Here is a 20659-nt window from a genome sequence, read left to right on the forward strand (position 1 = left end):
GGGACGCTTCAGTTGTAATGTCCTGAATGAGGATTCACGTCGGTGACCGGGGGTGGGAAAATCGGAGGAGGCAGGATTGGTGGATAGGCCGGTGGAAGGTCGAGTGGGTTCGGTGGCTCGGGAGCAACGATTGCGGCGACCTTGGCGTCTTTCGCATCCTTGGAGTCTTTTGAACTCTTGGAGCTGTAGACGTCGGCATCGCCGCTGTTGGGGTCGAGACGGGCAAGGAGCGCTTGGACCTCGGCGACGGCTTCCGGCATGGTGGCGATCGCACATTGGGAAATCATCCGCATGTTTTCCGGCGAAGCGGTGATCGCGGTTTCGACGATGGAAACTACCAGTTGGACATCGGCGTCGCTGGACTTGATCGCCGTTTTGACGACTTCACAGGAGCAACCCGCATTGGCAGCCACTTCGGATTGAACCACTTCGAGCACCTTGGCGACATCGAGTTTCACCCGTTGTTCGACGGAAAGGGCAACCTTCGAACAATCCGAGACCGCTTCCTTTTTGCCTGATTCGCGGTAGACGGCGGAAATCAAGGCGAGGCCGTTTTGCAGGCTGCCGGTCGAGACTTCATAGGGCTGTGAACCGGTGCTGACCGCCACTTTGCGAAAGGGGGAGGGGTTGCGCAGCACGCTCAGATCGATCACCGATTCGACTTTTTGCTCGTTCGAAGCGCGGGTGTCGAGATTGCGCACATCTTGCGCGGCGAAAACCGGTTTGCCATTGGGGATGATGCCCTGGGCTTTCTCAATCTCCGGAACTTCGTATTTCTCCGGAAGATCGGAACTCCCGTGGAACCGTGGCGCGTCATTGACAGCGTCGGCTTTGGCAATCTCCGGGGAGGCTGGGGTGCTTTCGAGATTCTGGGCGGAAAGCGGAGCAATCGCGCTGAGAATCAGTAGAGCAACCATGTGGGGGGACACAGGTGGTTTCATAAGTTGGGGGGAACGACGAAATTCAAGTTTACCAAATGTTGTTTGGCAATTCTTGATGATCTTGACTTGAGGTGGTTACTGTCGGGTGGATCTTTTCTTGTTTATATTGAATGACTTACGTTTGTGTTTAGATTCGGATTAGTTAAATATCAGGAGAAATTGGAAATTATGGATTTTTTACAAATTTGCGGATTGGACGCAAAGATCACTTCCTGAATCTCAAAAGTTGATTCTTTGGAGTGGTGGTTTTGAAGGATTCGATCGTGGAAATGGGAATTGATAATCGCCGCGATTGGGTTCCACTGGCTTTGGTATATTTCCTCTCGAACGAAACCCCTCTCGATCCCGATGCTGCCGACTCCACGAGAAATTTTCACCAGCTTCGAGCGTGGTGAAATTGAACGGGAGGAAATGCACGCCTTGATGGCGTTGCACGCGCGGGAGTTGATCCAGGAAATGGAGGAGGATCATCAGAATCCTGCAGCGGCCTGGGTGGAGAGTCTGTTAGCGCGACGGGCGGCCGGCAAGCTCGTCAGGAAGCACAGCGCCCGATTGTTGCGCGAGGTTCTGGTCGCGCTCTCCGACGTCCCGGATTTCGCCCCGGCGAGGCATTTGTGGAATGCCGCCCATCCCGATGTGCCGTTGCATTGTTTCCTGCGCATGCGACGGGAACCGGTTTTCCGGATCCTGAGTCTGGACTCCGATGCGGGGGAAATCCGTCTAATTGTCGAGCATGGCGAAGCCGCAAGAGGGAAGGGGACGCGACGGGAATTCCTCTTGAAACGCGATACGGCCTGGAAGCTCCGGGCCGAGGCGGTTTAAGGAGGCGTGATGACGATATAGGGCGTGATTTTGCCAAGTACGGATCGCCCGATGTCTTTGGCGCGTAGAAGGTCCTGAATATCCTTGTAAGGCCTCGCCTCGATGATGCTGAGCGCCTTTTTCTCGCCGATCTGCGGCAATGTCATCAATTCGTCCCGCGATGCGTGATTGATATCGACGGGTTTGTTCTCGACGGCCTGCTTGGTTCCCTTGGCGGTTTCCAGCTCGGAGTTTTCCTCCCGCGCCTGTTTTCGGAAATCCGGAAGTTTCTCCCAATCCGTCATCGCCCAAGCCCCGCGACCCGCCCGGGCGGCCGTGAGCTCGATATCGGCGAGGTGCTCCCGCCACTCGGTGCCGCTGGTTCCGTCTGGAAGTTGGTGGACCACCCCGAAGGCGCGGGCCAGGCCCTTGGACACGAGTTCCGCAGCCAGGTTCTTGCCGTCGGAGGTTTCCACGAAGCCGTAAATCCGTTCGAACCGGCTGTCGCCCCGGCCATCGGCGAAGCTGGTATAAACCGTGAACGGTTGGGAGAGTAGCTTGGTGGTTTCCAATTTGGCGGTTTCACCTTGGGATTTTGCGATGAGAATATCGGCAATGCCGAAATAGCGCCGCTGATCCCTCAAGCGCCGCGCGTTCGAATCGTTGCCATTCACGTGCATTTCGATGCAGTCCGCGCCATAAAGCCGGATGGTTTGCTGCTTTCCGTCGGAAAATTTCACCGGAAAACTGTCGCCGTCCGCCCATTCCGTCTCTACCAGCCTACAGCCCGCGAATTTCCTGAGTTCCTCGCCTGCCTGAGAGAAGGTAACAGATAGATAAATCGCTAACAACCAACGCGTCACGACGGATTTTTAGCATGTTCCACGCGTTTTCGCAAGCTTGGGTCCAAAGAGATAGAAGTCCCACGAAGTCCGTTGGTCCGATCAGCAGGCAGGCGGCAAGGTCCGGCGCGGCAGGAACTCCTGGGCCGCGGGATGCCGGTCTCGCTGTTTTTGCTTAAGTGCCCCCGTGGTCCACGACTTTTGCATGGCGAAAATAATGCGTGAATCCGATACATTTTACGGTTGCCCTCATCGCCGGAGTTGCTACACCTCTGGCGTCGCCGCCGCCAACTGGCAGTGATCACGTGTTGTAAAGCCTCGGTAGCTCAGTTGGTAGAGCAGTTGACTCTTAATCAATTGGTCCTTGGTTCGAATCCAAGCCGGGGTACTTCTTTCTCGCTCGAAATCAACGAGTTGTAAGATTGAGCTAACACCCTTTAAGCCGCCGGTAACAATTTGGGGTACCAAAAATGGCCGCTTTTGGATGCTGACGAGTAACAATAGGCTTATTGTGCCTTAAAATCGCCCGCTTCGCTGCAAGAAACGCACGGTGAAAGCAACCTACACGCCGCAAGCTCCGTTCACACCTTGGTATCTTGATCCACAGAGCGGCGGGCGCAATCCAGAGGTGAAGAGGCCTAGAATCCCGTATGAGGATTGAACTGCATAGGTAGCAGGGGTAGGCAGGGGTTTTCTGCACACGCGGAGAATCCTGCTTGCACCGTGCAAGCAAACGAGTAGAGTCCCTCAGCAAGTGAAACCGCTTGCCTGTCCTTATGGGAGAAGCCTCCACAGACTTTTTGACTGCCAGATCCTCATTTATCACGGGTGCTGGCTCTGCGTTTGCAATAGCGGGAAACTACTTTGATTTCAACCGCTCACAAACCCCAGATCTTGCAGATGCACGCGCCCTTCGTTCCGATTGGCGCATTATCGGCCAAGACATGGATCGTGCTATCGTTCTTGAAACAATAAGAACATTGGCCTGTGATGAGGCGCATGAGTGACCATCTGGAAGAAAAGCGTGAAGTAGAAACTCTGATTCGAGCAAGTATTCCACAAGGGTGGAATAAGCTCCAAAGAGACGAGAGAGACCGCCTTGTTAAGACAGTTCGGGGTACCCTTGTTGCTTCACAGCAGAGGACGAGCATTTATTCTGGCCCTATTCCCAGTCCCGAAATGCTGGGAGGATTCAATGACGTCATGGAAAATGGCGCAGACCGTGTAATGCGAATGGCTGAAGCGCAGTCAGCTCATAGGATAAGCATCGAGGCGAAAACTGTTGCCAGCCAGAATAGGCAGGGAGAATGCGGACAGATTTTCGCCATGATTTCCGTCTTAGCACTTATTGCCGCTGGTGTTTGGACTACTTTAGAGGGCCACGCTGGGGTAGGCGCAACGGTGTTTGGAACGACAATCGTGGGAGTTGCCACAGCTTTTATATTGGGCAAAAGCTCCATGAAAAAGGACTTGGCTAAAAAGTCCAAAGACAATTAGCCCAAGTTCCGGGTGAGTCTGCGAAATTAATATTAATTTCGGACTTTATGAATCATTGATAAAGTCCGGGTTGAAACATGCGTCAAAAAGTGGGCAGCCCCCGGATTTTTTTGGCAAAATTGAAACAAATTTCAAACTGATTCACTACCAGTCATCGGCTATTCTCTGGGTGTCGGTGGTGGGCCTGAGATCCCCATCTTAGGTTGAAGTCTCTACGTTGCCTTTCAATCTTCGCCATCCTCATCATCAAACGAGTCCTTATTCTTCCCACGATTCCGTCTCATGATGATTTCTTCTGCCACATCCTCCTCCACAATAAGATTCAACCGGACATCCTCTCCCGAGAGGTTGAAGTTGTCGTTATAGCTATCGGTTACGGTCTGAGCCTGCGCTAGAGTCTGGACTGCTTTGGTCCGAGACATGTTAACGCTTTTTTGCACGATGTTGTGAGGAGTAATTGCGAGCTCGCTCCACAGTGGGAGTGACTCTTCTTCATTCCCAACGCTGATGTACATGGGAACCTTCCTTCCTTGCGGGTCAGTAAACGAAGATTTTTTGATTGCCTGTTTGATTTTTCTTAATGCGGCAGCTTCTAGATCGACGACCGGCGTTACGTCGTAACCATGACTCAGACCCCATGCACGGACGTCTTCCGGTGTGAAAGGCTTACCGGGGTGAAATGCTTGATAGAGCTTGAGAAGCTCACTTGGATTAACTTTAGATAGATTCATTTTTTGGATTTCTGTTATAGAGTTTTTCTGGCTTTCGCTGCCGGCTGACCGAAGCCATCGGACATCGAAGACATCAGAGCCATTTTTCTGACGTCGATTTTCATCTTCGAAAATTTGGTGTATGGTATTGCCCCGATGTGGTGGAGCATGCCGACCAGAACCCCGGGGTGGACATTGGCAATCTCGGCGAACGCCAGGATACTCTCGTCGTTGATTCTTCCAGCTCTGCGTTCGATGAAAGAACGCAGGCGTGATTCGGGAATTAGCCAGTTGGAACCATCTCGTTCCGCTTCCTCTTCAATCTGCAGCAAAGATGGATCCTCGATGTCTTCCATATTTTCCGAATCGATCGAAAGGGTATGACGATGGCGGATGTGCTGAAGCTCATGCGCAAGATTGAACCAAAAGTTGTCGATCTTCCCGTAACGCAAGGTCAGAGCGATCACTGGCATTTTTTCTTTCTCCAAGTCGAGCCACATAGCCGCTCCGTTGAGCTTCGTTTTGTCGAGGTGCTCCACGATCACTAAACGGATTCCATATTTTGCCAGCATCTGAGGCACTTCAGCCACTCCCTTTGCAATTCGAACCAGTTTCCTTAGCTCCGAAAGCCCCTCTGCTACAAACCGATCGTGATCAAATTCGCGAGCAGGTGTCATTTCAGCCAATTCCCTCACGCGGTACTGCCAAGCTCGACTGCTCCGGCTGCACGGAGATAGATAGCCGAGGGTTGCCGACTGCCTCGCAAAGGCTGGCGACTCGAACGGAGGGATGATCTGATCCAGATGAGGTGATTGCCTGGCGAAAACAAGGACCTCTCTCACTTTTTCCCCAACGTCGCTGCATTTGGGTATCCACCCTCTCTTTTCCATTTCTAAAATAGGGAATTCCTCTTGGAGTCTTGCCTTGGTTCGGATGTCGTCTTTTTTCCCGACCGTTCGCGCTAAGTGCAGCAGGTGTTTCGCCTGTAACGTGAGAAGCACCTCACCGCAAAGTTTTGGACCGAATACAACTTCGAGCTCTACGGCCAACTCCGGGGAAATAGCTCTTTTTTCATTCAGAATTTCGCTGATTACGGACTGGGGCCTACCCAGCAGGTCCGCGAGCGTTTCCTGTGTGAAATTTGCTAATCGCATAGCCTCTTTCACGCATTCAACGGCTAGGTTTGTGATTTCAGGTGGCATGGGATTGGGTTCGGCCACAGAAAAGCATATCAAGCAGGGGGTAGTCAATTCAATTATCGGGTTATCCCGATAATGCGATTTTTTGGCATATTGTTTCCCAACGTTGCGTTTCAGCGGGCTGCGGCTACATGCGCTCCGGCCCTTCGTCTTCCAACTGGAAAATCCTCGGGTGAATCGGTCGAGTCTAGTTCTCGATATCTGACCCAAAAGGAAATCTGGATGCATTCGCACTTCATCATCGCCGGAGATCTCGCCACCGCATGACGGCTGGCGACCCGGCGTTACCAACGACTAAATTGCCGAGTCGACCGGTCGAGTGGAGTTCTCGACCTTCCGTGGCGAGAAGCCTATTTTGAATCAAGGGAGCACTCATTCCGGCATCAGAAATTTTGGAGAGCCGATCAGACCAATTGACCACTGGTCAACTGCTCCATGATCTGGATATCGGGTAACAAAACCGGGTAACAAATTTAGGGCGAAATTGCGCAGAAACTAAGAAAATCAAGGGCTTAGGCTCAAATTTCCGATGTTGTTTGTTAACGTTAAAATATCTATAACTTTATCATTATAAGTAATTTGGTGAAATGTTCTCTAAGTTCGATAGGTTGACTCTTAATCAATTGGTCCTTGGTTCGAATCCAAGCCGGGGTACTTTGCAGGTCACTTATGATGAGTGTGTTGCGAATCTGCGGGTTGGATCTTCTAACGAAGAGTAGCAATTTCAGGTCGTGAAATAGCGAATTTAAGACGTTTTTTGCCCAAAAGACTCCGCTAACATTGCGATGGAAAATGAAGGATCCTTGTTGGGAGAGGAGTCGAAAGAGAAAGCTTTCCAAAGATGCAGGGTTCCCGATGCGCTAAGGAGCGCAGAGAAAGTGGCAGATAACGCGGTGGCGATTGCGTGAGCCAAAGGGCGTAATATCGTAATTACCGCTGACATTGACGCCTCGATCCGTGAAAATTGGTGTCGCATTTAGCCATTTTTTAGATGTCCGTCACCTCCTATCTTTTCTGCTCACCTCTCACTGCTCACTCGGCGCTTCCCCCTTGCCCTCGAAGCCGCCGCTTGATAGAAACCGCCTAAGCCCACAGTCCGTTTAAGCTGAAATTCTTACATTTCAGCGGAAAGGGAGGTTTTCTTCGGAGACTTTCCTTCGAAGCCAAGTATTAAGAAAATTGCCATGAACAACCCCGTTGCCTGTTGGCTGACCTCGGCGATTCTCCTATGCGTCTGCGTTGCTCGCGCCGCCGACCAGCTTGTCACCAACACGAACGACTCCGGGGTTGGATCCTTGCGCCAATCTATCATAGACGCCGGATCGGGGAACACAGTTACCTTTGCCCCTGTGCTTTCCGGAGCCACCATCATCCTCGGCGGCGCTGAACTCACCATCGACAAGTCCCTCACCATCGACGCCTCCGCCCTAGCGGACCGTATCACCATTGATGCCAACGGTGCCACCACCAACCACCGCGTTCTCGGAATCTCCATCGGAAGCGATGTTTCCCTGCGTTCCCTGAATTTCACGGGAGGCAAAACGGCCTCTTTGACCGATGGTGGCGGCATCTGCAATTCTGGCGGATCGGTCACGCTCAACAACTGCTCCGTCTCCGGAAATCAAGGCAGCGGCATCGTCAATAAGGGCGGGGTGAATGTAGCCACGATCACTCTCACCGATTGCGAAGTCTCTGAAAATGTCGGCAGTGGCATCTACAATTACAGCGGTTCCGGAACGATCACGACGATCATCAATCATTCCGCGATCACCCGCAACTCCCCTGGCGGCGGCGTCCGAGTCATCGGAGGTGATAGTTACGTCCCTGTCACGCTCAACGATTCCACAGTCTCGGACAACCACTGTGATTCATTCGGCGGGGGCATTTACAACTTTAGCGCGGCCGATTTCCACGTGGCAGCCGCGCGACTCGTCCTGAATCGTTCCACGGTATCGGGGAACTCCGCGAGTTTCTCCGGGGGCGGCATCTACAATAGAGGTCTAGCAAGCAGCAGCAACGCCACCGTCACTCTCAACGATTCCACCGTATCGGAAAACTCCGCCGGTTATAGAGGCGGCGGTATCTACAACGATGCCGATAGTGGCAACGTGGCGGTCACCCTCAACCACTCTACCGTCTCGGCCAATTCCGCAGTCACCGAGGGCGGGGGCATCTATAACGTAGATTACTCCGCCTTCACCGCCACTTTAGCTCTCGGAAATTCCATCGTGGCGGGAAACAGCAGCGCCAGCGGATCCGATATCCTCAACCACCTTGGCACCGTCACGACTCAGGGAGTCAACCTCCTGTCCAATCTCGCAGGATCCGACCTCTCCACCGGACCCACTGTCCTGGCGGCTCCTCCCATCCTGGCACCGCTCGCATTCTACGGTGGCCCCACCCAAACCATGCCGCCCCTTCCTGGAAGCCCAGCCATCGATTCCGGGGTCGGAGCTGCCGAATCCTTCGATCAACGCGGCCAACCCCGTGTAATGGACGGCAACGGCGATTCCAATACGATCCCGGACATAGGCGCAGTAGAAATACAAGGCGGCGGGGACACGGTCGCCATCATCTCAAACGCTTTCACCACGGATGGCGACCATGACGGCTCCCCCTTCGGCGTCGAACGGGCTCTCGGAACCGACCCCGCACTCCCGGATTGCGCCGACTCAGCCAACCTCGCATTCGCTCTGAATATCTCAGGCCAAACCGTTATTGAATTCGGTATCGATCCCCTCGGAGCTTTCCCTGGCACCCGCTGGATTGTCTCCCGAAGCGCGACCCTGGCTCCGAGCAGTTTCCTGGAAATCTACCGTTTTGACGGCACCGCCGACACCACTATGAATGGCACGATCGGCGTCAACCGCACGCTTTCGAAAATCGTCGTGACCGACAAAAATCCGCCGCCGGGAAAAGCGTTCTACCGATTTCAAGCCGAGTTCGACCCGGAATAGCTCTGGCAACTCCATCATGCTCCTTTTCGGACTCGGAAAATGTGGACAACGATCTCCAAGCCTCGCTGAATATTTTCGTCGAAAACCTGATTGATCGACGGTCTTACCCGTAGCTCTAGAGTGCCGCCACCTTTCTGGCACGGGTTTTTTAGGGTAGTAAAATCGGGTAGCAAAAGCTTCTGGAAATTGCGCGGAAACTAAGAGAATGAATTCAAATTGCTTCGTGTTTGTCTATCAAAGAGCTGTCGGGATTCCAGTGCTTGTAGCAGCTTTCAAAGCCTTATGGAATAAGGGTTCAGTGTCTAATAGCATCATCAGAAAATGGAATCTAACATCGTTGTTCTCGATCAATTGGTCCTTGGTTCGAATCCAAGCCGGGGTAATTCGTTGAAAACACCGTAGTCAGCCTCTTCCTAACGTCGCCCCGCGGCCCGAAATCGGGGACCGCGCCCATTTCCGAAAGTTGTTCGCACAATACGGCGGCACTTTCCTCGTGCTCGGACGGATCCGTTCCAAGGTGTGTCTATCAGAGTCGCCGCGAAATTTCTCCAGTGCCTGCGCCTACGTTTCAATGGCGGAGAGTTTTCCCCCGAAGTAACCTGTTGCTCGCCTTGCCTGTCGTTATCCTGTTAGCCGACATCTTTGGGCACCTTGCTTTTCGGATGCTGTTGGGGATTCTCGCGGGCGTATTGCTTGAGTGCCTTGGCAACTCTCTCCGGGTCGAAGCGGGGGCACCTTGATTTGGTGAACTCGCCCGGCACGATCCTCTTGTCATACCAAAGCGTGAAGGTGGAAGGGGAGACACCGTAGATGGCGGCCATTTGGCTCGCCGTCCGGAGTTCGCTGGCGGTTTCGGTCTGGTCCATCCCGCAGAATAGAGACCACTATTCCGCCGTTTCAAGTAACTGCGGCCCGATTACGCCCGAACTGGGAATTTGCCTAGGAAGACCTTGGGAATCGTACTAGGACGGTTCCTTAAGATCGCCCAACGGATCGATCTTGAAAACATTCTTCTCGTGGCACTCAAGTTGAAGCGGGCGGCCGCATGACCGGAGAGGTGTTAGGGTGCTTTGGCTCCGAAGGGACGGTTATGCCGCATGCGGATCCTGTGTGGGAATGTCGGGTCACCATATTTTTGAATTCTTGCCCCGCCTCCGAAAGTGGCCGATGGTCGGTGTTACTACAACATTCGATGACACATCAGCCCGAAGAACCGCAGAATGCGTCCGATCAACAGCATCGGACCCTTGACGCGCCTGCTGCGGAAATCGTCTCTCCGGATCATGACGTGATTGCGGAAGACCCGTTGGCACCAAACGAGCGACTGGTGCCGGTGGTTGGACTTGGAGGCTCGGCGGGAAGCCTTGAGGCTCTGCAGGTGTTTTTTTCCAAGATCGAGGGCGCAACAGGCTCAGCCTACGTCGTTGTGGTTCATCTGTCGCCCGAGCATGAAAGTGCCATGGCGAAGATCCTGCAGCGTTCCACTTTCATGCCGGTCATGGAAGTCAAGGACGTCGTCCAAATCCAACCTGACCACGTCTATGTAATACCTCCCGGCAAGCATTTCTCAATGGTGGATGGTTTACTCCAAGCCACCGACATGATCCGGGCGAAGGGCAGGCATGTGACGGTGGATCTTTTTTTCAGAACCCTGGCTGATACCCACGGAGTGAAAGCCACGGCGATTGTCCTTTCCGGCGGAGACGGCGATGGTGCGATGGGTCTTAAGAGAGTCAAGGAACGCGGCGGGTTGACGATTTGCCAGGATCCCTCCGAAGCCGGGCAAACGGGAATGCCGACGTCCGCGATCGCCACCGGCATGGTGGACTGGGTTCTCCCGGTGGCGGAGATGCCGGCCCGGCTCGCAAAATACAAGGAAAGCGGATCGTTGCTCGTATTGCCCGACGAGGGGCCCGCCGATGAGGTGATACCCGAGCAAAAGGCCGGTGCGCAGGATGAGGCGGCCTTGAGGGATGTGCTTGCCTTTTTGAACGCGAGGGCGGGGCATGATTTTTCCTACTACAAACGAGCTACGATCCTGCGCAGGATTGGCAGGCGCATGCAGGTCAACGGCACGCCGACCTTGGATGACTATCTGGCGTTTTTGCGGGTTCATCCGGGGGAGACGGCCGCATTGCTTCAGGACCTGCTCATCAGCGTGACGAATTTTTTCCGCGACAAAACTGGGTTCGCGGCGGTCGAGGAAATCGTGCCCGAGTTGTTCCGCGGGAAAACATCTTCCGAGCAGGTCCGGGTGTGGGTCCCTGCCTGCGCGACGGGGGAGGAAGCCTATTCATTCGCTATCCTTCTGCACGAATACGCTGCGACCTTGAGAAATCCACCTCACATCCAAGTATTCGCCAGCGATCTCGATCAGGAAGCGATCAACATCGCGCGCGAGGGACGCTATCCGTCGACGATTGTTACCGACGTTTCGGATGACCGGTTGAAGGAGTTCTTTACGAAGGACAACGGCGGGTATCGCGTCCGCCGCGCGATCCGGGAGAGTATTTTGTTCGCCCATCATGACCTGCTTAAAGACTCTCCGTTTTCGCGGCTGGATCTTGTCTCGTGCAGAAACCTGTTGATCTATCTGAACCGGAATGCCCAAGCCAAGGCATTCGATATTTTCCACTTCGCCCTCCGTCCCTCCGGCTATCTTTTTCTTGGTTCTTCTGAATCCGCCGAGGATGCCAGCAACTTGTTCATACAAAAGGACAAGAGAAACCGCGTCTATACCCGGCGGACCACCCACCGGATCGGCCTTTCCGTTCCCACGGGGGCAGCTACATTGAGCTTCGCCTACAAAAACCGCCTCAAAGGAAACGGAACTAATTCCGATCTGCAACAGGTGGCTTCGGCTGACAAGGATCCGGCGGCGCCAGCAGTGGCACGGGAAAGCCTTTCCACTCTCCATCAGAAATTGATCGAAGCGGCGGCCCCGCCATCCGTGGTGATCACGAGGGAGTACGATGTCGTTCATATTTCCGATGAGGCCACCGAATTTCTGCAGATCAACGGTGGCGAGACTTCCGTGAATATACTGCGAATGATCCATCCGGATCTCAGGACTGAACTCCGTGCCGCGCTTTTCCGGATTTCCAAATCGGCTTCCTCCGTGACGGTTCAGTCGATTCCCATGGACATTCAAGGTTCCAGGCGATGGGTGGACATCACTGTTCATTATCAGGAACAAGTGGCGTCAGAATTATATCTGGTGAGTTTCCGGACAAGAAGCAGACCTCACGATGATGCCGAACGCGATGGGGAAGAGCCCGCGGTGATGCGTTCCAAGGATGTCGAAACCATCCGTCATCTTGAAGAAGAGGTCGACCAGATGCGGGCGGAATGGAAGGAAACCGTCGAGCAATATGAAGCTTCCGCCGAGGAATTGAAGGCTTCCAACGAGGAGCTGCAGGCCATGAACGAGGAGCTGCGTTCCGCGACCGAAGAACTGGAAACCGGCCGGGAAGAACTTCAGTCTATCAACGAGGAAATCATCACCATTAACCATGAACTCAAAAGCAAGGTGGAGGAACTGGGCCGTGCCAACAGCGATTTGCAAAACCTCATGGCGTCGACAAAAATCGCCACGGTTTTCTTGAACCGTAAGCTCCAGATCAACCGTTATACTCCGTCCAGCACGGGACTCTTCAATTTCATCCCGTCCGATGTGGGCCGCCCGCTTTCCGATCTCACCCACCGCTTGGAATACCCAGAGATCACTGCCGACGCCGAACTCGTGCTCGAACATCTTTCACCCGTGGAACGTGAAGTGCGGGATACCGACGGAAATTGGTTTTTGGCGAGGATCCTTCCCTATCGCACCACCGAGGACCAGATCGCGGGAGTTGTCATCACCTGTGTGGATATCACCGAGCGCAAGCAGGCGGAAAAGGAGCGGGAGTGGCTCTCTGCCGCAGTTGAGTCCTCCAACGACGCCATCATCAGCTTCAATATGGAGGGTGATATTGTTAGTTGGAACCGAGGCTCAAAACGGATTTTCGGTTACACGGCGGATGAAATCAAAGGGCATCCCCAAGCGCTCCTTGCTCCTCCTGAAAAGCAGGAGGAGAGCCGGCAGATGTTGGAACAACTGCGTAGGGGCCACAGCATCGATCAGTTCGATACCGTGCGGGTCTGCAAAGGCGGGCAACTCATCGATGTCTCGCTTTCCGTTTCCCTGATGAATGACGAGTCCGGCCAAACGGTCGGCGCGACGGCGATCGCACAAGACATCACCTCGCGGAAGCTCGCGGTGGAGCAACTCCGGCAGGCGAGGGATGAACTCGAGGTCCGCGTGAAAGAGCGGACATCCGAATTGGCCGAACGGGTGAATCAACTCGCACAAATGGCTTCCGAGCTAACATCCACGGAGCAGCGCGAGCGCAAGCGCTTGGCACAGGTTCTCCACGACCAACTGCAGCAACTTCTGGTTGCCGCCAAATTGCGGCTCGAAGCGAGATACCTCAAGGGCGGCGAGGACCTTCACGACGACACGGGGAGCTTGGTGGCCCTAATCGACGAGGCGCTCGCGAATTCCAGATCCCTTGCCATCGAGTTAAGTCCACCCGTACTCTGCGAAGGACTCGGAAAGGCATTGGAATGGCTCTGCGGCATCTGGATGGCGGACAAATACCAGCTCAAGGTGGAGTGCGAGATCGAATCCGGGATTGAAGCGCGGACCAGCGAATTGAGGGACCTCGTGTTTTTGGCAGTTAAGGAACTCCTTTTCAACGTGGTGAAACATGCAGGCATCCTGGAGGCAACGGTTCAATTGAGCGGCTTCCTTCCCGATCAGTTCCAAGTGATCGTCAGTGACCATGGCCTGGGCTTCGACAGCGAGGAATGCAACCATCAGGGGACCGGCTTAAGCAGTCTTCGCGAACGACTCAAACATCTGGGAGGCTCGTTTGAATTCCAAGGGACGCCGGGGCAAGGCGTCCGTGCGGTTATCCGCGCTCCAAGAGTGTAAAGGGCAACGGCATGCGATCTATCAGATGAAAAGCAGGCCAGACTCGCCATCGAAGTCTTCAGCCGCATCATCCGCGACACGGGCCGTAGCTATCCGAAGACCGGAAATTTACAGGACAGCCAAGGCGGCGATCAAGGTGCTCTTCGGAAACAAGAAGGGCGCATGGGATGGTGAAATTCTAACTCGTTCGCGCGACATCCGTACATCCAACGGCGGAGACATCAGCATCCTGACGCCGGGCGGGGGGGGCACACTTGCCAGCACCACCACCGGCAGCACGCTGGCACCTCCGGGCATCATCACAGCTTCCGGTGGAAATATTTCCATCTTCGCCAACAACGATGTGAACATCGGGATTGGCCGGATCTTCACCCCTCGCGATGGCAATGAAATCATCTGGTCGAGCAAGGGAGATATTGCCGCCGGATCCTCTTCGAAAACCGTGCAGACAGCATCGCCGACCCGCGTCCGGATTGACCCGCAGAGCGCTTCGGTGCAGACCGATCTATCAGGACTCGCCACTGGTGGCGGCATCGGCGTGCTCGACACCGTGAAGGGCGTCGAGCCGGGCAACGTCGATTTGATTGATCCGGAAGGCACCATCGATGCGGGCGACGCGGGCATCCGTGTTTCCGGAAATCTCAACATTTCCGCGCATGTGGTTTTGAACACGTCCAACATTTCGGCGGGCGGTACCAGCACTGGAACTCCTTCGACCGCCGTCAGTGGTCCGAGCATCAGCACCGTTACCAGCGCGTCCAACGCCGCGGCCGCCGTCACCAATACCGAGATGAAACCAGGCGAGCAGCAACCCGATCAAACCGCAGTCTCCGAGGACAACAGCCTGTCGATCATCACCGTCGATGTCATCGGTTACGGCGAGTCCGGTGAGGATGAAGACGAGAAGAAGAAGGAGGACGACCAGTAACAAAAAAATACCCCTGGACCGAGGCCACAACCGGATTGCCGGCGGACCTCGATCCAGGGGAAACAGTGGATCGAACCACTGAAAGGGGTGATCAGGCGGATCTTGGCCAGAGAACGCGATCCGAAGAACTGCGATCCAACAGTGATCCGTGACGTGAATGGTTTCCAATCTGTCCGCCAAAAGCCGGGTAATTGGATCCTGAAATTGAAGGATCCGTCCGCAGCGTTCCGAAGGTCGCCAGGAAGGTGGCCGCGCTCGCAGCTCCGGTAGCGGCACCGACGGCTTTTTCCGCCCTGTCGGAAATGAGAGACAGACTTTCCTCAAGCGCGTCGGCGAGATGCGAACGGTCTTCCGGAGAGTCAAAGGCGCTCGACAGGATATCGTGGGATGCCTGGGCGGTCGCCGCCAAAGCCGCCGTTAGGGACGTGCCCGTCGAGGGTTCGTTGAAGATGAAACCATGGCCGGGCCGGAGGATGGAAAGGATCGCATCGTGAACCGCTAACAGGCGGACGGATTCGATCCTTCCGGCCAGTGACCGGTTGGACGAGAGACTGCGGAGATGGCGGGTGGCAATGTGATCCCATGCGACGAACATGGAGTCCAACGAAGGGTTGTTGAGATCGAAGGCGAGAACTGTGACCAGGCGGGAGAATTGAGGTGTGGGAAGGTGCATGATGTTTGAAAGTTGAATGTCAGAGGATGCGATTGTTAGGTTCCGGGCAAAGTCCGCTCCGGGATGAACCGGAGCGGACCCTTGGCAACCAGCCAACCACAGAAATGGTGAAATGCCGGAATGGAGTCGGGTTAGGGTTGGCGACCTGGAACCCGGTGATGATTTTCTCAGCAGGGCATGTTGCCGGGCTTCGAGATCATCCAAGGTGGTCGCCCGATCCCTCGGGCAGGATTTCCATCAACAAAGAATGTCCAGCCGGGAAAGGTGACCGGAGAGTGGATTGGAGTCGGGAGCTTTCATAGGATTTGAAGTGCGAAGTGTGTTTCGGAACTCAAACTCGGCTCGTACCGTGGAATGTTGCGACGCCGGAAAAAGCCATGGCTTCCGCAGTGATGCAAGTAATAAATAGTAAGTTGTGCAATTTAATTATGATTTGGAATCCAGCCCCGGCGGTCGCACCGGACGTTTGTCAGTGGATTGCCTCGCGGTGGACAACCTCCGCCCACGACGAAATGCCGATAGTTTTCAAATAGGGCGCGGCGACCGCATCTTCGTTCGCGGTGCCGAGTGCCTGATAGAGAAACCAGATCGGCTTCCTTCCGAGAGGGGCACCGGGCTCGTCGGGAAATTTCCGCAGGCCGATTTTGAGTCCGCCTTCGCCGCGGTTGTCGATCCAGTTGTGATATTGCCATGACTCGATGGACGAAAGTGCCGCCATTTTTTTCCAAGCGAGTGCCATGCCCGCCGCCTGGTCTTCGAGTTCCTTGGGGGAGTAGTCCTTCGAATTGAAACCGTTTTCCGAGAGGTGCACCGGCCGGACTTTTCCGCGGTAGAGCAGCGCGGGTTGTTTCATGTAGGCGTCCAGCACTTCGAGGTTCTTCGGGGTGATTTTCTGTGTTTCAAAACTGAAGGTGGCCTGTTCGTTTTCCCATGTGCGTGGATTGAAGAGATCCTGTGGATAGGGATGGTAGGCCATCGCCCATGGAAAATCTCCCTCCGCACTGGTGAAATTTCCTAGCAGATCAATCAACGTCTTGGAGCCATACCAATGCTCCGAACCATGATAAGCCCAGTGGTGGGTGAGGCTGATGAAGGGGCGTGAGTTCGGATCATACTGGCGGGCGATGAGATCGGTCAGCCGCATCGAGCGCTGATAGAGATCCATGTAAACGACGGCGGGTTTGTCGCCCGCGTTGGTCCAGACCCAGCCGGCATCGACCTCGTTGTGGATGATCCAGTGGTGGACGCGGCCATATTTGCCGTCCGGTCTCGACCAGCGCTCCGCCATGAAATTGAGAATGCCGCCGTAGAGTGAAATCCCTTCGGGCGAGGTGACGTTAGGCATGGCGAATATACCCTCCTTGAGCGCATCCGGATGGCCTAACATCCTGATCACCGGGTCGGTGCTTTTGGCGGGGTTGGCGATCAGCAGGATGACGGAAACCATTGTGCCGTGGTTGGCTGCCTCGCGGAACGTCCCGTCCAGTTCCGCGAAATTTTTTTCCCGCGCATAGTAGGTCCGGCCCTGCCACTGGAACGGGATGGTGCCGGGTTCGGGCGTGAGCGAGACCAGCGAGTGGACCATCACGTTCACGGTGACTGCGGAAATGCCCAGCTCGTCAAGTTCGTTGGGAAGCTGGCCACGATTCCAGCCGCCGAGACCTTTTTTGTTTTTTGGCTTGGCGGCGGGAAGTCCCGGTGAGCGGCAATCCACCCACTCGGCATAGCGGGCGTGGGAGAGCGGTTCAAAGCCGTTGGACGTCTTGCGGACGAGTTGCCAGCGTGAGACGAGTCGGTCGTAGTCGAGACCGTCGCGCTGGCGGTGACGGGAGACATCGATTTTGAATGAGCCGTCTTTGTCAGGTTGGATCGCGACAATCGTCTGATAGATGCGGGAATCGTCGAGCACGATGTCCATCGGGATGTCGGCGAGATAGAGTTCTCCTGACTGTTTTCCTGCGGTGCCTTCGATGCGGACCTGTTCTTTGCCAACGGATACCTTTTTCACCTCGGTGGGAAATTGGCGGGCGAGATAGAAATCTAACGATTTCTCCGTCGCAGCGGCGGAGGGCTTCGAATCGACGGCGTCGAATTCACCGGGTTGCTCGGGCCGGAGACGGAGGTTGCGTAGCTGCAGCACGGTGGAGGCCGGCAGTGGTAGATCGAAGCGGAGTTCCTTCCATCCGGTAGGCAACGGCTTGCCTTGCGGCGCGATCCTTGCCGAATAGCGGGTCCAGGTTTCGCTGTGTCCGAGAGCGGGCAAATACCGCGCTGTTTTCGCTTCGAACGGTGGTCCGGGCAGTGCGGCGAACGAGGGCACGCCGCCCGCGCAGAAGTATTCCAGTTCCAGCACCTCGTCGGCGGAGGTGAGAGGCGTCGCGGGAGTTGCCCGAATCGACATGGGACCACGGATTTCAGTGGTTCCGCCGGTTTCCTGAAATGCCGGGGAGGGCCCGTCGAAACGTTCGAGTCGCAATGGCACGGGAGCGCCGCCGAGTAACGAGTGGAAGCTCAGGAAAAGGACTGCCGCGAGGATAGATAACCGGTTCATGTGTTAGGGGCGAGGGGCGTCAGTTGGTCTGACTAAACACGAGCCGGAAAGGCGTTCTATCGTTCACCCGGAATTTGCCGACAAATCCCACCAACCGGAATCGCGGTTATGATTCCAATCACGCGGGCCGCACCTATTTTTTCGAAGGAGGCGGACCGACGCTGTCACCCGGTTTGAAGGGGCAGTCGATGAGCACGTGCTGGGTCGAGCCGAACCGCTTGCGGACACGTTCGACGAGCCGTTGGGTGCCGGTCGCGCCGATCTCGCGAAAGGGGATGAGGATGGTTCCCAGATCGGGGCAGTCCTTGGGAGTCTTGATGCCGTCGAAGCCGGTGACGGAGACATGCGCGGGAACGTTGATTCCACGCTGATAGAGACCGCGGATCAGGTCGTATGCCTGGTGGTCCGCGGCGCAGACCCACGCGGTGACGCCGTCGCGGGTGCGCTCGGCGGCGTATTCGATGCTTTGCTCTTCGTTGAGCTCGCGCGACGGAAAAACGTTGATGATGTCTGCGGGCAGAACCGGCAGCCGGAGTCTAACCATTTTCTCGATGAACCCGGCGTAGCGGCGGAACGACCAACTGGCCTCGACTTCGTAGCGGCGCGTGAAAAATCCGATGCGCCGGTGCCCTTGTCCGACCAGATGCTCGATGGCGGCGGAAATGCCCTTGTAGTGATCGACGTCGACGCAATCGATTCCCGAGTGATCGAACTGTTCGACCAGCGACACCAGCGGCATCAGAAGCGCCAGTTGATCGAGGATGGAATCGGGAAACGGATAGACCAGCAGCAGGCCGTTCCAGCGGCGGCGGAGTTTCTCGATTTGCGTATAGCTGGGATCGCTCAAACTGCGGGCTTTCGGATCCACGAGATGGACTTCGACGCTCGCGCCGTTGAGTTGGGCGCACTCGGTGACGCCGGCGAGGATCTGCTCGCTGGGGTTTTGATAGTCGGTGCGGTAGTATTCCTCCTCATCCGAGCATATCAGGACGCCGAAAGTGGATTTCGCAGGCTTCTTTTTCGACCGGGTCGTCCGGTTTTCCAGGTGAGCGTAGCCGATTTCCGCCGCGACTTGGAAAACCCGGGCCCGAGTCACCGGATTGATTCCGGGATGGTTGGTGAAACAACGTGAGACGGTGGCTCTTGAGATCTGTAGTCGCTCTGCGATCAGCTGCTGGTTAATTTCGGCCATAGAAAAGCCCTTTCGGGCCGCCGCCAGCGTCGTGACCACCGGCTAAAGATCAAGCCACAAGTGCATGATTTTGCGCAGAGCATTCCGTGCCGCGAATTGCTAGCCTGACAGTATTTCAAGCTCAGGGAGCCTTGGGAGGAAGCAGGCTGCCATCCATTTCGCCACCGGCTTCGGGCAGGGTGGGCTCCTTGAAATCGACAGGGCCGCCGAAAAACCAAAAGCCTCGTTTGTGGCTGTTCTCGTAGGCGAGGGCTTTTTCCTGACCTGTGGGAAGTTTCTTGAGGTCCTTTTCGCGAACTTCGACGACTTTGACCCCTGCTGGCTGAATTTTGTCCGCGGCGAGTTCAGCGAGTTCGGAAACTTTTGAGGTCGTGGCCTCCGAGGTTTTCCTTACAAATGCCAAGGAATTCTTACCGACGTTGCTGACGGTCGCACACGAGACGAGCCCGAGTGTGGCGGCGACAAGAGGAAAAATAAATGTCCGAGACATGGGTTTCATACGGGGGGGAGAATTCAAGCCTAGCACGGGAATATTTCCTGTCCATCTTTCGTTGGGCGGCGAAATCGTCACTTCGGGACCAACACAAGGAAGTTCCGCACCGGACGATTCCAGAGAGTGCGCCGCGTGAGCGGGCCACCGGGGACTCTGGAGGAAATCCAGAGATCTGCGGATCTTCCACCGTCGAGATTGAGCGCGTGGCGGACTTTCCAGCCCGCGGGTTGGTCGGTGGCGATGGCATTTGCCAATGCGGCTAACGAGCAGGGCGAGGTACGGCCGATCCACCAGCGCGATCCGCCGTCCCAGAGGATGAAAATGCGGGCGCTGGTTTTGGTGGCCTCGAGGCCGGAAATAGGTTGGTTGTTTTCCACGAGAAGAGGTCCGGCTTGGATGAGCTCGCACATGGTGGATGCGGAAGCGCGACCGATTTTTTCGCGACGGGTGATGCCCATTTCACCGGTAGCGTTTTCAGACCAGACACCGCTGCCGAGCGAGGATGCTGTGTTCCAGGATCCCGCGGTTTTTCCGTCGGCGACGACGAGTCCGAGTGGGGATCCTTCCGGAGTGAAAAAGCCGGCATTCACGGCGGCAATTCCTTGGAGTGAGGTCGCCGCTGCTGCTGAGTCTTCGTATTTCGAACCGGGACCTGCCGCTTGGTCCACGACGACGAGGCGGTGATTTCGGGAGTCAAACGCAACGCCTTCAAACTGCATGCCTGCGATTTCGCGAGCGATCAACCGGGGTGATAAGGCAGGAGCCGAAGGTGTGGAAATTACTGGTGGAGCAGGGGAGGCGACCACAGATTTTTCCCGCTCCGGCGATGGGCGTTCACGCTTCGCCGGGAAGCAGCCCACGAGCAAAAAACAAAGCAGGGCTCCGGCCGGAAATCGCATG

General features: G+C 55.5%; 16 protein-coding genes and 1 tRNA gene. 7 read left to right on the plus strand and 10 right to left on the minus strand.

All coding sequences use genetic code 11. From position 1 onward, the window contains the following. Positions 1–8: 8 nt before the first annotated feature. Positions 9–941: a hypothetical protein gene (locus ABIQ96_RS17890; RefSeq protein WP_348215994.1), complete on the minus strand. Its 933-nt coding sequence runs from the start codon at positions 939–941 to the stop codon at positions 9–11. Positions 942–1289: 348 nt separating this feature from the next. On the opposite strand from ABIQ96_RS17890, the gene ABIQ96_RS17895 reads away from it, so the two are divergent. Then, entirely contained in the window at positions 1290–1763 is a 474-nt protein-coding gene (locus tag ABIQ96_RS17895) for a hypothetical protein (RefSeq protein ID WP_348215995.1), read from the plus strand. Here the strand turns inward: ABIQ96_RS17895 and ABIQ96_RS17900 are convergent. Then, the gene (locus ABIQ96_RS17900) at positions 1760–2605 is read right to left on the minus strand and encodes a helix-hairpin-helix domain-containing protein (protein ID WP_348215996.1); all 846 of its coding nucleotides are present in this window, start codon (positions 2603–2605) and stop codon (positions 1760–1762) included. The two genes, ABIQ96_RS17895 and ABIQ96_RS17900, sit on opposite strands and share 4 nt — an antisense overlap. A gap of 294 nt (positions 2606–2899) precedes the next feature. Between ABIQ96_RS17900 and ABIQ96_RS17905 the strand changes: the two genes are divergently transcribed. The 3 genes from ABIQ96_RS17905 to ABIQ96_RS17915 all read left to right on the plus strand — a co-directional run bounded on the left by ABIQ96_RS17905 (position 2900) and on the right by ABIQ96_RS17915 (position 4081). After that, positions 2900–2972 (plus strand) — tRNA-Lys (locus ABIQ96_RS17905). 388 nt (positions 2973–3360) lie between these two features. Beyond that, complete coding sequence (locus ABIQ96_RS17910; protein ID WP_348215997.1) at positions 3361–3591, plus strand: hypothetical protein; 231 nt, start codon at positions 3361–3363, stop codon at positions 3589–3591. Next, complete coding sequence (locus ABIQ96_RS17915) at positions 3584–4081, plus strand: DUF2335 domain-containing protein (protein WP_348215998.1); 498 nt, start codon at positions 3584–3586, stop codon at positions 4079–4081. The genes ABIQ96_RS17910 and ABIQ96_RS17915 overlap by 8 nt, the downstream gene beginning before the upstream one ends. Positions 4082–4305: 224 nt before the next feature. On the opposite strand, the gene ABIQ96_RS17920 is transcribed toward ABIQ96_RS17915, so the two are convergent. Both ABIQ96_RS17920 and ABIQ96_RS17925 read right to left on the minus strand, forming a co-directional pair. Beyond that, positions 4306–4812, minus strand: coding sequence for a hypothetical protein (locus ABIQ96_RS17920; protein ID WP_348215999.1), 507 nt, complete (start codon positions 4810–4812; stop codon positions 4306–4308). A gap of 14 nt (positions 4813–4826) precedes the next feature. Beyond that, on the minus strand, positions 4827–5993 hold the full coding sequence (locus ABIQ96_RS17925) for a helix-turn-helix domain-containing protein (RefSeq protein ID WP_348216000.1): 1167 nt from the start codon (positions 5991–5993) through the stop codon (positions 4827–4829). A gap of 1181 nt (positions 5994–7174) precedes the next feature. Between ABIQ96_RS17925 and ABIQ96_RS17930 the strand changes: the two genes are divergently transcribed. Continuing rightward, positions 7175–8947 (plus strand): choice-of-anchor Q domain-containing protein, encoded by a 1773-nt coding sequence (locus ABIQ96_RS17930; RefSeq protein ID WP_348216001.1) that lies wholly within the window; start codon positions 7175–7177, stop codon positions 8945–8947. 629 nt (positions 8948–9576) lie between these two features. Here the strand turns inward: ABIQ96_RS17930 and ABIQ96_RS17935 are convergent. Next, complete coding sequence (locus ABIQ96_RS17935) at positions 9577–9813, minus strand: hypothetical protein (protein ID WP_348216002.1); 237 nt, start codon at positions 9811–9813, stop codon at positions 9577–9579. Positions 9814–10139: 326 nt separating this feature from the next. On the opposite strand from ABIQ96_RS17935, the gene ABIQ96_RS17940 reads away from it, so the two are divergent. Both ABIQ96_RS17940 and ABIQ96_RS17945 read left to right on the plus strand, forming a co-directional pair. Further along, entirely contained in the window at positions 10140–13922 is a 3783-nt protein-coding gene (locus ABIQ96_RS17940) for a chemotaxis protein CheB (RefSeq protein ID WP_348216003.1), read from the plus strand. A gap of 25 nt (positions 13923–13947) precedes the next feature. Next, positions 13948–14850 (plus strand): filamentous hemagglutinin family protein, encoded by a 903-nt coding sequence (locus ABIQ96_RS17945; protein ID WP_348216004.1) that lies wholly within the window; start codon positions 13948–13950, stop codon positions 14848–14850. Positions 14851–14941: 91 nt separating this feature from the next. Here the strand turns inward: ABIQ96_RS17945 and ABIQ96_RS17950 are convergent, their stop codons facing one another. From ABIQ96_RS17950 to ABIQ96_RS17970, 5 genes are all read right to left on the minus strand, one after another. Beyond that, positions 14942–15523, minus strand: a complete 582-nt coding sequence (locus ABIQ96_RS17950; RefSeq protein ID WP_348216005.1) for a hypothetical protein — start codon at positions 15521–15523, stop codon at positions 14942–14944. A 469-nt stretch (positions 15524–15992) separates the two neighbouring features. Next, positions 15993–18074 carry a DUF5722 domain-containing protein gene (locus ABIQ96_RS17955; RefSeq protein WP_348216006.1) on the minus strand — a complete coding sequence of 694 codons (2082 nt, stop codon included), beginning with the start codon at positions 18072–18074 and terminating at the stop codon, positions 15993–15995. A 133-nt stretch (positions 18075–18207) separates the two neighbouring features. Beyond that, positions 18208–19266, minus strand: coding sequence for a LacI family DNA-binding transcriptional regulator (locus ABIQ96_RS17960; protein ID WP_348216007.1), 1059 nt, complete (start codon positions 19264–19266; stop codon positions 18208–18210). A 121-nt stretch (positions 19267–19387) separates the two neighbouring features. Further along, positions 19388–19756, minus strand: a complete 369-nt coding sequence (locus tag ABIQ96_RS17965) for a hypothetical protein (protein ID WP_348216008.1) — start codon at positions 19754–19756, stop codon at positions 19388–19390. Between the two features lie 77 nt (positions 19757–19833). After that, positions 19834–20502, minus strand: coding sequence for a phosphodiester glycosidase family protein (locus ABIQ96_RS17970; protein ID WP_348216009.1), 669 nt, complete (start codon positions 20500–20502; stop codon positions 19834–19836). Between the last annotated feature and the right edge of the window lie 157 nt (positions 20503–20659).

This window comes from Luteolibacter sp., from assembly GCF_039920825.1.
Classification (GTDB): domain Bacteria; phylum Verrucomicrobiota; class Verrucomicrobiia; order Verrucomicrobiales; family Akkermansiaceae; genus Luteolibacter.

Coding starts and splice junctions, on each gene's coding strand:
- ABIQ96_RS17950 (WP_348216005.1), bottom strand. CDS start 15,523: ATGCACCTTCCCACACCTCAATTCTCCCGCCTGGTCACAGTTCTCGCC.
- ABIQ96_RS17935 (WP_348216002.1), bottom strand. CDS start 9,813: ATGGACCAGACCGAAACCGCCAGCGAACTCCGGACGGCGAGCCAAATG.
- ABIQ96_RS17895 (WP_348215995.1), top strand. CDS start 1,290: ATGCTGCCGACTCCACGAGAAATTTTCACCAGCTTCGAGCGTGGTGAA.
- ABIQ96_RS17965 (WP_348216008.1), bottom strand. CDS start 19,756: ATGTCTCGGACATTTATTTTTCCTCTTGTCGCCGCCACACTCGGGCTC.
- ABIQ96_RS17910 (WP_348215997.1), top strand. CDS start 3,361: ATGGGAGAAGCCTCCACAGACTTTTTGACTGCCAGATCCTCATTTATC.
- ABIQ96_RS17915 (WP_348215998.1), top strand. CDS start 3,584: ATGAGTGACCATCTGGAAGAAAAGCGTGAAGTAGAAACTCTGATTCGA.
- ABIQ96_RS17930 (WP_348216001.1), top strand. CDS start 7,175: ATGAACAACCCCGTTGCCTGTTGGCTGACCTCGGCGATTCTCCTATGC.
- ABIQ96_RS17955 (WP_348216006.1), bottom strand. CDS start 18,074: ATGAACCGGTTATCTATCCTCGCGGCAGTCCTTTTCCTGAGCTTCCAC.
- ABIQ96_RS17945 (WP_348216004.1), top strand. CDS start 13,948: ATGAAAAGCAGGCCAGACTCGCCATCGAAGTCTTCAGCCGCATCATCC.
- ABIQ96_RS17890 (WP_348215994.1), bottom strand. CDS start 941: ATGAAACCACCTGTGTCCCCCCACATGGTTGCTCTACTGATTCTCAGC.
- ABIQ96_RS17940 (WP_348216003.1), top strand. CDS start 10,140: ATGACACATCAGCCCGAAGAACCGCAGAATGCGTCCGATCAACAGCAT.
- ABIQ96_RS17920 (WP_348215999.1), bottom strand. CDS start 4,812: ATGAATCTATCTAAAGTTAATCCAAGTGAGCTTCTCAAGCTCTATCAA.
- ABIQ96_RS17960 (WP_348216007.1), bottom strand. CDS start 19,266: ATGGCCGAAATTAACCAGCAGCTGATCGCAGAGCGACTACAGATCTCA.
- ABIQ96_RS17925 (WP_348216000.1), bottom strand. CDS start 5,993: ATGCCACCTGAAATCACAAACCTAGCCGTTGAATGCGTGAAAGAGGCT.